Annotated in this window: 11 protein-coding genes; 9 read left to right on the top strand and 2 right to left on the bottom strand. The window is 74.4% G+C overall.

The window, feature by feature from the left end; translation table 11 throughout:
• The first annotated feature begins 131 nt into the window (after positions 1-131).
• Positions 132-1,073 (top strand): deoxyribonuclease IV, encoded by a 942-nt coding sequence (locus tag AB0N04_RS21090; RefSeq protein WP_360211360.1) that lies wholly within the window; start codon positions 132-134, stop codon positions 1,071-1,073.
• Positions 1,074-1,239: 166 nt separating this feature from the next.
• Positions 1,240-3,336 carry an MMPL family transporter gene (locus AB0N04_RS21085; RefSeq protein ID WP_360211362.1) on the top strand — a complete coding sequence of 699 codons (2,097 nt, stop codon included), beginning with the start codon at positions 1,240-1,242 and terminating at the stop codon, positions 3,334-3,336.
• A 154-nt stretch (positions 3,337-3,490) separates the two neighbouring features.
• Here AB0N04_RS21085 and AB0N04_RS21080 read toward each other — a convergent pair whose 3' ends face one another.
• Positions 3,491-3,712, bottom strand: a complete 222-nt coding sequence (locus AB0N04_RS21080) for a hypothetical protein (RefSeq protein WP_360211364.1) — start codon at positions 3,710-3,712, stop codon at positions 3,491-3,493.
• Positions 3,713-4,303: 591 nt separating this feature from the next.
• On the opposite strand from AB0N04_RS21080, the gene AB0N04_RS21075 reads away from it, so the two are divergent.
• The 5 genes from AB0N04_RS21075 to AB0N04_RS21055 all read left to right on the top strand — a co-directional run bounded on the left by AB0N04_RS21075 (position 4,304) and on the right by AB0N04_RS21055 (position 8,720).
• Positions 4,304-4,951 (top strand): HNH endonuclease family protein, encoded by a 648-nt coding sequence (locus AB0N04_RS21075; protein ID WP_360211366.1) that lies wholly within the window; start codon positions 4,304-4,306, stop codon positions 4,949-4,951.
• A gap of 208 nt (positions 4,952-5,159) precedes the next feature.
• Positions 5,160-5,543, top strand: a complete 384-nt coding sequence (locus tag AB0N04_RS21070; protein WP_360211368.1) for a peptidoglycan-binding domain-containing protein — start codon at positions 5,160-5,162, stop codon at positions 5,541-5,543.
• 211 nt (positions 5,544-5,754) lie between these two features.
• Positions 5,755-6,852 carry an N-acetylmuramoyl-L-alanine amidase gene (locus AB0N04_RS21065; protein ID WP_360211370.1) on the top strand — a complete coding sequence of 366 codons (1,098 nt, stop codon included), beginning with the start codon at positions 5,755-5,757 and terminating at the stop codon, positions 6,850-6,852.
• 230 nt (positions 6,853-7,082) lie between these two features.
• The gene (locus AB0N04_RS21060; protein ID WP_360211372.1) at positions 7,083-7,808 is read left to right on the top strand and encodes a peptidoglycan-binding protein; all 726 of its coding nucleotides are present in this window, start codon (positions 7,083-7,085) and stop codon (positions 7,806-7,808) included.
• A 147-nt stretch (positions 7,809-7,955) separates the two neighbouring features.
• Complete coding sequence (locus AB0N04_RS21055; RefSeq protein WP_360211374.1) at positions 7,956-8,720, top strand: D-Ala-D-Ala carboxypeptidase family metallohydrolase; 765 nt, start codon at positions 7,956-7,958, stop codon at positions 8,718-8,720.
• 155 nt (positions 8,721-8,875) lie between these two features.
• Here AB0N04_RS21055 and AB0N04_RS21050 read toward each other — a convergent pair whose 3' ends face one another.
• On the bottom strand, positions 8,876-9,370 hold the full coding sequence (locus AB0N04_RS21050; protein WP_360211376.1) for a helix-turn-helix transcriptional regulator: 495 nt from the start codon (positions 9,368-9,370) through the stop codon (positions 8,876-8,878).
• A 450-nt stretch (positions 9,371-9,820) separates the two neighbouring features.
• Here AB0N04_RS21050 and AB0N04_RS21045 point away from each other — a divergent pair, with 450 nt between their 5' ends.
• Positions 9,821-10,786 carry a DUF2690 domain-containing protein gene (locus tag AB0N04_RS21045; protein WP_360211378.1) on the top strand — a complete coding sequence of 322 codons (966 nt, stop codon included), beginning with the start codon at positions 9,821-9,823 and terminating at the stop codon, positions 10,784-10,786.
• Between the two features lie 293 nt (positions 10,787-11,079).
• Positions 11,080-11,268 (top strand): DUF1508 domain-containing protein, encoded by a 189-nt coding sequence (locus AB0N04_RS21040; protein WP_360211380.1) that lies wholly within the window; start codon positions 11,080-11,082, stop codon positions 11,266-11,268.
• The last annotated feature ends 43 nt before the right edge of the window (positions 11,269-11,311 follow it).

Raw genomic sequence — 11,311 nt, 5'->3', positions numbered from 1 at the left:
GACCCGGCGCTGCTGGACCAGCTGCTGGCGATCCCGCAGGTGCACCTGGTGGTGGCGCGCGGCAGGGGCGGCGGGCGGCCCGCCCCGGGCCGCCCGCCGCCGCCACCCGGCCGCGTGACATCCTCGGGGCCATGACCACCGCACCCACCGCGCCGCCCAACACCGTCCGCAACCCGATCGGCGCCCACGTCCCGGTGGCCGCCCGCGGGCTCGCCGGGACGGGCCTGGCCTACGCGCGGCGGGTCGGCGCCGAGACGGTGCAGGTGTTCGTGGCCAACCCGCGCGGCTGGGCCACTCCCCCCGGCAACCCGGCCCAGGACGAGGAGTTCCGGGCCACCTGCGCCGAGCAGGGCGTCCCCGCCTGGGTGCACGCGCCCTACCTGATCAACTTCGGCTCGGACAACCCCGCCACCCGAGAACGCTCCGCCGACTCGCTGCGCCACTCCCTGCGCCGCGGGCACGCGATCGGCGCGCTCGGCGTCGTCCTGCACACCGGCTCGGCCGTCGGCACCGCGCCCGGCGGCGGCTCCCGCCGGGCCGAGGCGATGGCCCAGGTCCGGGCCGACGTGCGGCCGCTGCTGGACGAACTGGACGCCCTCGGCGAGGACGCCCCCTGGCTGCTGCTGGAGCCGACCGCCGGCCAGGGCAACTCGCTCTGCTCCCGGCTGGAGCAGCTCGCCGAGTACGTCGAGGCGCTGGACGGCCACCCCAGGGTCGGCGTCTGCCTGGACACCTGCCACGCCTTCGCCGCCGGCCACGACCTCGCGGAGCCCGGCGGCGTCACGGCCGCGCTCGACGCGCTGGCCGCCGCGGCCGGCCCGGGCCGGCTGCGGCTCATCCACGCCAACGACTCCGAGGACGTCGTCGGCGCCCGCAAGGACCGGCACGCCAACATCGGCGCCGGGATGATCGGCGCGGAGCCGTTCCGCGAGCTGTTCGAGCACCCGGAGACGGCGGGCGTCCCGCTGGTCGTGGAGACCCCGGACCGCAAGCACGGCGGGGACGGCACCGGGCACGCGGCCGACATCGCCGTGCTCAAGGAGCTGCGCGACCGGGCCGCCGTCCACGTCTGACCCACCCGGGCTGCCGGGCGCCGCCACCGGTGCGAGGCTGGAGCGCGTACCGCCTCCGGCCCTGTGGGGGACTTCCCATGAGTGAGCGTTGCCAGCGAGACGTCCGACGGTGCGCGCGGGCGCAGGCCCCGGCCGTACCGGGCCGACCGGGCACCGGGGAGCGCCGATGAGCCCGGCCGGGCGGCTCGCCGCCCTGCCGTGCGGGCGCCGGGGCAAGTGGGTGGTGCTCGGCCTGTGGCTGGTGCTGCTGATCGCCACCGGCCCGCTCGCCGGGAAGCTGATGGGCGCCGAGGACAACCAGGCCTCCAGCTGGCTGCCCGGCGACGCCGAGTCCACCCGGGTGCTCACCGAACAGCGGGCCTTCCAGCCGGTGGACACCGCGCAGGCGGTGGTGGTGTACCAGCGGCCGGGCGGCATCACCCCGGCCGACCGGGCCGAGGCCGCCCGCGACGCCACGGCCTTCGCCTCCGCCCCGCACGTGGTCGGGCCGGTGGTCGGCCCGGTGGTGTCGGCCGACGGCCAGGCCATGCAGACCATCGTGCCGGTCGACATCGGCACCAACGGCTGGAACGACCTCAAGCCCGCCGTCGACAGCATGCGCAGCACGGCCGCCGACGGCAGCAACGGCATGACCACCCACGTGACCGGCCCCGCCGGGGTCGGCGCCGACCAGGCCGAGGCCTTCGCGGGCATCGACGGCACCCTGCTCGCCGCCACCGTCAGCGTGGTGATCGTCCTGCTGCTGCTCACCTACCGCAGCCCGGTGCTGTGGGCGCTGCCGCTGGTCTCCGCCGCCGGCGCGCTGATCGTCTCCCAGGCGATCATCTACCTGCTCGCCGAACACACCGGACTGACCGTCAACGCGCAGAGCGCCGGCATCCTGATCGTGCTGGTCCTCGGCGCCGGGACGGACTACGCGCTGCTGCTCACCGCCCGCTACCGCGAGGAGCTGCGCCGGCACGAGGACCGGCACGAGGCGATGGCCTTCGCCCTGCACCGGGCCGGGCCCGCCATCCTCGCCTCCTCGGCGACGGTGGTCGCCTCGATGCTCTGCCTGCTGATCGCCGAGATGAACTCCACCAGCGGCCTCGGACCGGTCTGCGCGATCGGCGTGCTCGTCGCCCTGGTCGCCATGCTGACCCTGCTGCCGGCCCTGCTGGTGATCGCCGGACGGTGGGTGTTCTGGCCGGTCAAGCCCGACTTCGACACCCCGGAACCGACCAGGACCGGCCGCTGGGCGCACATCGGGGCGTGGATCGGCCGCCGGCCGCGCACCGTCTGGATCGGCACCGCCCTGGCCCTCGCGGCCTGCTGCATCGGGCTGGTCTCGCTCAACGCGACCGGGCTCAGCACGGCCGGGAGCTTCACCGGCACACCGGACTCGGTGGTCGGCCAGCAGGTGCTGGAACAGCACTTCCCCGGCGGGACGGGTGCGCCGCTGACGATCATCTCGACCGAGGCCGGGGCCCCGGCCGTCCGGGCCGCCGCCGGAGCGACCGCCGGCGTGGCGGCCACCTCACCGCCGGTCGCCCACGAGGGGCAGGCGCTGTTCCAGGCCACGCTCACCGACCCGCCGGACAGCCAGGCCGCCAAGGACACCGTCGACCGGGTGCGGGCCTCCGTCCACGCCGTCCCGGGCGCGGACGCCAAGGTCGGCGGCAGCACGGCGGTCATCCTGGACGCCGGGCGCGCCGCCGCCGCCGACAACCGGGCGATCATCCCGCTGGTGCTCGGGGTGGTGCTGGTCATCCTGACCATCCTGCTCCGGGCGCTCACCGGGCCGCTGGTGCTGATCGCCACCGTGGTGCTGTCCTTCGCCGCGACGCTCGGGATCAGCGCCTTCTTCTTCGAGCACGTCTTCCACTTCGAGGGCCAGGACAACGCGTTCCCGCTGTTCGTGTTCGTCTTCCTCGTCGCCCTGGGGATCGACTACAACATCTTCCTGATGACGCGCGTCCGGGAGGAGGCCGTCCACCACGGCACCCGGCAGGGGGCGCTGACCGGCCTGTCCGCCACCGGTGGGGTGATCACCTCGGCCGGCCTGATCCTGGCCAGCACCTTCGCCGTGCTCGGCACGCTGCCGGTGGTGGGCTTCGCCGAGATCGGGTTCGCGGTGGCGCTGGGCGTCCTGATCGACACCCTGGTGGTGCGGTCGGTGCTGGTCACCGCGCTCACCATGGACATCGACCGGCACATGTGGTGGCCCAGCCGGCTCTCCCGGACGACGGGGCCGGGCGAGCGCGTCCCGGTCGAACAGGTGTGAGCCGGAACGCCGCGGCGGCCCGGCGGGGGTGACCGGAGGACCCCGCGGGAGGACGGCGGCGGCCCGGCGGGGGTAGCCGGAGCGGCGCCCCCGCCGGACAGGCGTGAGCCCGGGGACCGCGCGGCGGTCCCCGGGCTCAGCCGATCACGAGCGGTCAGCCGCCGATCTCGAACTCGTCCTCGTGCTGGTGGGCGTTGAGCCAGTTGGCGTGCGGGCCGAACAGGCCGACACCAGCCGAACCCGACTCCAGGCTGGCCGAGCTCGACGAGCCGGACGCGTGGTGACCGCCCGCCACGGCCGCGGTCGGCACCGCGACGACGGCGCCGACGACCGCCGTGACCACGGCGAGCTTGCGGATGTTCCCACGAAGCGACATCTGATGTCCTCTTGGTTGGTGTCTGGTCCTCGCCCCGGGCCCCCGACCGACCGGTGGACCGTTCGACGGCGCGGGCGGACGCCCCCACGGGGAGGCGCCGCGCCAAGGTTTGCACACGAATCCGCACATTCCGCACGGAACCGCAACCGGACTGGGGCATCCGGGTGATGACGCCCCTCCCCCGAGTGAACGCCTTCGGACACCCGGGCGCAGCGCGGCCGAGGCGGTCGGCCGGCCCGGGGCGCTCCCGCCGTCCGCACGGTCACGAGGGAACCGGTCCCGGGTCGCGGCGGCGTCCGCCGACGCCTCGCGCCGATCCCGCCGCCCCCACCGCTCGCGTCGATCCCACCGCTCGCACCGGTCGCGTCGATCCCACCGCTCGCGCCGATCCCACGGCTTCCACCGCTCGCGCCGCGGTCGGCGCGCGCTCGGCCGCGCGGCCGTCTCCCGTGCCGTAAGCCCCAATTGTCCCGGTCCGCACCGGAGGTCACCAGGAATTTCCCGTCCCGGGTCTACCCGCGTAGCCAAAGGGCCGACACACTAGCGCACGCAACTCACCAGTTTTTACTATCTGATGACGGAGCGTTCGCCATGGCCCCCTCCATATCCATCCGCCGGTTCCTGACCACGGCCCCCGCCGTCGCCGCGCTCACCGCCGCCACCGTGCTCACCGCGGTCGCCCCCGCCCAGGCCGCGCTGCCCACCCCGATATCCGCCGCCACCGCCCGCAGTTACCTCGCCGGGATGCCCGCCACCGCCGAGACCCACGGCGACAGCTACGACCGGACGCTGTTCCCGGCCTGGATCACCATCAGCGGCACCTGCGACACCCGCGAGTGGATCGTCAAGCGCGACGGCAGCAACGTCACCACCGACACCTCCTGCAAGGCCACCGGCGGCAGTTGGTCCTCCGTCTACGACAACGCCACCACCACCAACCCGTCGTCCTTCGACGTCGACCACCTGGTGCCGCTGGCGGAGGCCTGGGCCTCCGGGGCGTGGGCCTGGACCACCGCCCAGCGCCAGGCGTTCGCCAACGACGTCAGCCGGCCGCAGCTCCTCCTGGTCTCCGCGAGCAGCAACCGTTCCAAGGGCGACCGCGACCCCGCCGAGTGGCTGCCCCAGGCCTCGTACCAGTGCACGTACGCCCGGGCCTGGGTGCAGGTCAAGCAGTACTACAACCTCACCGTGGACAGCGCCGAGAAGACCGCGCTGACCGGCATCCTCAACAACTGCTGACGCCCCACCCGCACTTCCGGCCCGGCGCGGACCCCCGCACCGGGCCGGTGGCACGTCCCGGACCGCCGCGCGTCCCACGCCGCCGTCCCGGGACGCTCCGGGGACCGTCCCGGGACGGCGAACCGTGGTGGCCGGGGCCCTGCCGCTCCTAGCGTGGCGAGCGAAGGGTCCGCCGAGGGGGCGGACCGCACGAACCCCGAGGAGAACCGTGGTGATCCGTACCCTGGCCAAGCGCGCCGCCGTGGTGGCGGCGGCCTCCGCCGTCACCGTGACGATGCTGGCCGGCACCGCGAGCGCCAACACGCAGGTCGGCTACGTCGGTGACCACCAGGCCAACAACTGGACGGCGGTGTGGTGCGTCCAGCACGACATCAACCACTTCGCCCAGAACAGCTGGTACCCGCACATCGACGAGGACGGCTACTGGGGCCCCAAGACCAAGAACGCGGTGGTCTGGTTCCAGGGCCGGCTGATCAGCGGCGCCAAGTACGCCGACGGCATCGTGGGCCCGCGCACCGGGGACCTCCTGCTCGGCTACGGCGACGAGGACCAGGACGCCAAGTGCCGCGCCGCGCTGCCCACTTCCTCCTGACCGGAGCACGACGCGACGGCTGAGCCCGCTCCGCCCCGCCCCACCCGGGGCAGCGGCGCGGCCGATGCCGCCGCCCACGCACGCCGGTCGGCCGGGCGGCTCCCGGCCGACCGGCCCCCCGCACCGGACCCGCCGCCCCCGCGCCACCGACCGGCCGGGGGCGGCGGCCTTCCCGCCCAACTCCCGACAGCCAGGAAACAGGTACCACCCGATGACCCAGGACACCGCCCCGTCCCTCCCCGGCCGCCGTTCCGTCCTGGCCGGCGCGCTCGCGCTCGGCACCGGCGCCCTGCTCGGCACCACCCTGCCCGCCACGGCGGCCCAGGCCGCCACCGCCCGGCAGACCGCCACCGGACCGACGATCGCCGACACCGGCACGTGGGGCGCCCGCCCGTCCAGCAGCCCGATCAACGTGCTGGCCGGCGCGCCCGACAAGGTGATCGTGCACCACACCGCGACCGCCAACACCACGGACTACTCGCAGGCCGCCGCGTTCTCCCTGGCCCGCTCCATGCAGACCTACCAGATGGACAGCGAGGGCTGGATCGACACCGGCCAGCACTTCACCGTCAGCCGCGGCGGCTACGTCGTCGAGGGCCGCCACAACAGCCTCTCCACGCTGCGCAGCGGCACCCAGCACGTGGAGTCGGCGCACTGCACGTCGCAGAACACGGTGGCCATCGGCATCGAGAACGAGGGCACCTACAGCACCGTCGACCCGCGCAGCGAGCAGTACACCGCGCTCGTCGGCCTGATCACCTACATCTGCCAGCAGTACGGGCTGCGCGCCTACCAGGTCTACGGCCACCGGGACTTCAACAACACCGAGTGCCCGGGCGACCGCCTCTACGCGCTCATCCCGCAGATCCGCCGCGACGTGGCCGCGCGGATCGGCGGGGACCCGACCGGACCGGTGTGGCCGATGCTCTCCAACGGCGCCTCCGGGGAGAAGGTCAAGACCCTCCAGTACCTGCTGGTGCAGCACGGCGCGACCCTGACGGTGGACGGCTCCTACGGCCCCGCCACGCAGGCCGCCGTCACCGCCTTCCAGAACACCACGCACGCCGCCGCCGACGGCGTCGCCGGCAACCAGACGTGGAGCCAGGCCGTCTCCCCGCTCACCCGCGGCGCCTCCGGCAGCGCGGTGACCGCCGTGCAGAGCCAGCTCGTCGCGCACGGCGTCGCGCTGACGGTCGACGGCTCCTTCGGGCCGGGCACCCAGGCCGGCGTGGTGACCTTCCAGAAGTCGGCGGGCCTGCCCGCGGACGGCGTGGTGGACGCCCGCACCTGGAGCCGGCTGCTCGCCTGACACCCCGCTCCCCTCACCGTTCCCCCGCCCCGCACGGACTCCGACGCCGTGCGGGGCGGGCCGCGTCGGCGCCCGAACCGGCCTGGTCAGCAGCTGTCTCCACCGAACCGGCCGGGGTGTCTCCACCCGCAGGTGGGACGTCCCAGGGACGCCGTGAAGCCTGGTGGGACGCCCCGGCGGCACGGAGAGTTGGCGGCACCGCCTGATCACCCGACAGGCACCCGGAGGGGATGACCGTGATACGAATCTCGGCCGCGCGCGGAGCCGCCGCAGCCACCCTGGCCTTCGTCACCCTGGCCCTGCTGCCCGCCCAGGCACAGGCGCAGGACTCGACCACCTGGGTCCAGCGCAACCTGGCCGGCATCGGCTACCTGCCCGCCAGCGGCGTCGACGGCACCTACGGCCCGAACACCAAGGCCGCGGTGCGCAGCTTCCAGCACGACAACGGGCTCGACGAGGACGGCGTCTACGGCGCGCGCACCGAACTCGCCCTGCACAACAAGGTCGCCGAGGTCCAGCGGGCCGTCGGCACGAGCGCCGACGGCGCCTACGGCCAGGGGACGGCCGGCGCCGTCACCAGCTGGCAGGGCGGCCACAGCCTGGACGCCGACGGCGTCGCCGGACCGGCCACCATGAACGCGCTGCACGTCGCCCGGACGGTGCAGATCACCGCCCAGTGGAAGTTCGGCAGCCACGGCTGGAGCGTCAACGGCCAGTTCGGCTGCCTGGACCAGATCTACGTCCACGAGAGCGGCTGGAAGGTCTACGCGACCAACCCGTCCTCCGGTGCGTACGGCATCCCGCAGGCGCTGCCGGGCACCAAGATGGCCTCCGCCGGCTCCGACTGGCAGACCAACCCGGCCACCCAGCTGGCCTGGGGCCTGGACTACATCAAGAGCCGCTACGGCGACCCGTGCTCGGCGTGGAGCTTCTGGCAGTCCCACAACTGGTACTGACCGGACGGGCACGACGCCCGCACCCTCCTGCGCCTCCCGCACCTCCCGCACCTCCCGCACGTCCCGCAGCTCCCCGGGCCCGCCCGGGGAGCTCCCGGCCGCAACCGGACCGGCACCGCCCACGGAACACTCCCCGAGGAGACCGATGTGAACAGCACTCCCCTCGACCGCCGCTCGCTGCTGCGCTACGGCACCGGCGCGGTGGCCGCAGCCGGAATCGCGGCGCTCACCGACGTGGCCCTCGCCCGCCCCGCGGCCGCCTACGGGTGGTCCGGCAACCTCGGCCAGGGCTCGTCCGGCGCCGCCGTGACCGAACTCCAGATCCGCGTGGCGGGCTGGGCGGCGGACTCCGCCTCCCAGACCTACGTGGCCGTGGACGGCTCCTTCGGGCCCGGCACGGCCGCCGCCGTGCGCCGCTTCCAGGCCGCGTACGGGCTGAGCGCCGACGGCGTGGCCGGCCCGCAGACCTTCGGGGCGCTGAACGCGCTCGAGAAGTCGGACGGCTCGACCGCCCACTTCAACTGGTCGGAGTTCACCAGCCACGACGGCGCGGGCTTCGGCGGCGGAAACGTCGGCTCCGACGAGGTGCGGGAGAACGTCCGACGCACCATGTACAAGCTGGAGGCGCTGCGGAAGAAGGCCGGCGACCGGTCGATCACCGTCAACTCCGGATTCCGCAGCACCTCGTACAACGCCCAGGTCGGCGGCGCGGCCAACTCGATGCACACCTACGGCGTCGCCGCGGACATCGCCGTGTCGGGCCTCTCCACGCTCGCCGTCTACCGGATCGCCGAGACCTGCGGCTTCTCCGGCCTCGAGACGTACACCGTCTCGTGGCAGCACGTGGACAGCCGTGTCGAGCACGGCTCCTACGGGTCGGGCTCCTGGTGGTGGCAGGACGGCGTCGCCTGACGCCCCGGCCCCTGCCCTGCCCCGCGCGGGGCGTGCGACGCGAGCGGCCCGTGGGCCCCGACCCCTCGCAGGGGGTCGGGGCCCACGGGCTTCGCGCGTGCGGCGCTCGCGGCGCCTGCGGCGCCTCGGGTGCGTGCGGCGCGGCCGCGCGGCGGTCAGGCCCCGCGGCGGAACACCCGCCTGCCGGTGACGGCCAGTGCCACCCCCGCCGCGACCGTCAGGCCGAGCGGGACGGGCGTCCGCAGCAGGTACCCCAGCCGGCCGTCAGTGCGCGCTGCCCACACACTGCCGCCGGCTCCGACCGCCGCGGACCCGGCCGCCGCCCTGCCCTCGGCCGCACCGCCGGCCGCTCCGCCGCCCGCTCCGCCGTCCGGCTCCCCGTGAGCCGTGCGGCAGGCCTCCGCCCTGTTCCAGAGGTCGAGCAGACGCCCCGTGTCGCCCGCGCAGACGCCGGCGATGCTCTCCACGGCGTCCCGCGGCGGGAACTGCTTGCCGTTCACCCACCGCTCCCACGAGGACTTCGCGTAGTGCGTGCGTTCGCTGATCCCCGCGTACGTCAGGCCTGACCTGGCCTTCAGCAGCTGGAGTTCCCTGGTGAGCTCCCCGGCCGGGGCCGGAGTCGTGTTCTCGGCTGCCTGTCGGCTGCCCATGCTGTGTCCCCCGCTTCGTTCTGACGTGATCCGAGGTGATCGGTGTGGTGTCGTGAGGCCGTCGTCCCCGTCCTTCCGTCGGCGGCCCCTGCTCATCAGAGTGCTCTCCCCGGCTCCGGTGTTACCGGCAGGTTCAACTTTGCGACATCGGCAGGGCAGATTCGAGCCGCCGTCCGGCGCCCCACCCGTCTCCGGGACGTCTCACCGCCCCGAGCTGCGACTTGAGACGCCGACCCGGATCAAGTTGAGACACCACCGGCATACGGAGGGTGACGCTCCGTCCCCGGATCGACCGGACACGACCGGGTTCGACCGGGATCGAGCGGTCTCGACCGAGCTCCACCGGGAGGGATCGAAGACGGTCCGAATACCTCCGCTTTACGAAGTAGCCTGAAAGGCGATCAGTTTTTCCGCGCCCCGCGCCGACACGTCCCACGAGGTAATCACGCCATGAGCAAGGGCTGGCAGCCGTTCCCTGACGATCTCTCGGACGAATCCCGGGCACTGGCCGAAGAGCTCCGCGCGGTCAAGGACGCGCACCGGCTGTCCTTCGCCGACCTCGGGCGCAGGACCGGCCTCAGCAAGGCCTCCTGGGAGCGGTGGACGAACGGGAAGCGCCTCATCGGCGAGCAGGCCCTGGACGCGCTGATCGCCGCGGTGGAGTGCGACGGCGACCGGCTGCACGCGCTGCTGCGCCGGGCCGAGGCCGCCCGGCAGCCGGGGTCCGCCGATCCCGGGGAGTCCGGCGCGGCGGCCGACGGGCGGTCCGACGGGCGGTCCGTCGGGCAGTCCGACGGGCCATCCGCCGCGGAGCCGGTAGCCGAAGCCGTGCCGGCCGTGGCGGCCGTGGTCGCCCCGCCGGTGGTCGCCCGCCGGTGGCGGCCCGCCGCCCTGCTGGGCCTCGCGGTCGCCGCCGTGCTCGCCCTCCTCGCCGTCCTCTCCCCCGGCGACCGGGGCGACCGGCAGGACCGGGCGGCCCCGCCGCCACCGGCGACCGCCACGGACACCGGACCGGCACCCCTGTGCCAGGGCACGGGGTGCGAGGGCAAGGACCCGCACGCCATGGGGTGCGACGCCGACGAGCGCACCGTGATGACCGGCAACGTGGGCAAGGTGATCCTCTACGTCCACTACAGCCACCGCTGCCGCGCCGCCTGGGCCGGGATCACCGACGGCGGCCCGGGCGACAGCGCCACCATCACCACCGGCACCGGCCTGCACGAGACCGCCCTCATCCACTGGGGCTACGACAACTACTCGGCCATGGTCGACGCGAGCCCCGCCGACACCACCCTGCGCGTGTGCGGCACCCAGCAGAACGGCAGCGCCTGCACCGAGACCGTCAGCGACCCGGCCACCCGGGCCGCCGTCCTGACGCGGTCCGCCGACCCGGAGGCCGCACCCACCGGCCGGTGACCCCGGGCGTCCCCGGGAAGCCGTCCCCGTCCCAAGGGACGCCCGGACGTCCGGCGCCGGGTCCGCCCTCCGGCCGCCCGCCCGCCGTCGGGACCTGCGGCCACGGCGCTCCCACCACCCGCTGACGACCCGTCGGTCGGCAGGTGGTCCGCACACCCGCCCCGGGCCGTTCCCGCTCCCCGGGGCCGGCGAGCGCCTCCTGACCCGAACGGGTCCGGTCGGCGGGCGGGCCGACGGGACGGGTCCTAGGTTGCGGTGTGTGGGGGTTACCTGAGCGAGAGGTGTCGACTGGCATGGCTGGCAAGTTCGAGCTGTACACGGACGAGAGCGGGATGCACCGGTTCCGGCTCAAGGCGAGCAACGGGACCATCGTGGTCACCGGCGACCCGCAGGAGAGCAAGGACGACTGCCTCAGGAGCATCGAGTCGATCCGCAAGCTCGCCCCGTACGCGGAGCTCAAGGAGTCCGCCGGGTCCCTCTGACGCGGTGCGGCACGGGAACGCGGGTCGGCGGTGCAAATCGCCG

The organism is Kitasatospora sp. NPDC051702 (assembly GCF_040681575.1).
In the GTDB taxonomy this organism is placed as follows: Bacteria; Actinomycetota; Actinomycetes; order Streptomycetales; family Streptomycetaceae; genus Kitasatospora.
This window is presented reverse-complemented; position numbering and strand designations above follow the sequence as displayed.

Bases quoted from the DNA above. Each gene is read 5' to 3' on its own strand.
- AB0N04_RS21090 (WP_360211360.1), top strand. From the start codon at position 132: ATGACCACCGCACCCACCGCGCCGCCCAACACCGTCCGCAACCCGATC.
- AB0N04_RS21085 (WP_360211362.1), top strand. From the start codon at position 1,240: ATGAGCCCGGCCGGGCGGCTCGCCGCCCTGCCGTGCGGGCGCCGGGGC.
- AB0N04_RS21080 (WP_360211364.1), bottom strand. From the start codon at position 3,712: ATGTCGCTTCGTGGGAACATCCGCAAGCTCGCCGTGGTCACGGCGGTC.
- AB0N04_RS21075 (WP_360211366.1), top strand. From the start codon at position 4,304: ATGGCCCCCTCCATATCCATCCGCCGGTTCCTGACCACGGCCCCCGCC.
- AB0N04_RS21065 (WP_360211370.1), top strand. From the start codon at position 5,755: ATGACCCAGGACACCGCCCCGTCCCTCCCCGGCCGCCGTTCCGTCCTG.
- AB0N04_RS21060 (WP_360211372.1), top strand. From the start codon at position 7,083: ATGACCGTGATACGAATCTCGGCCGCGCGCGGAGCCGCCGCAGCCACC.
- AB0N04_RS21050 (WP_360211376.1), bottom strand. From the start codon at position 9,370: ATGGGCAGCCGACAGGCAGCCGAGAACACGACTCCGGCCCCGGCCGGG.
- AB0N04_RS21045 (WP_360211378.1), top strand. From the start codon at position 9,821: ATGAGCAAGGGCTGGCAGCCGTTCCCTGACGATCTCTCGGACGAATCC.
- AB0N04_RS21040 (WP_360211380.1), top strand. From the start codon at position 11,080: ATGGCTGGCAAGTTCGAGCTGTACACGGACGAGAGCGGGATGCACCGG.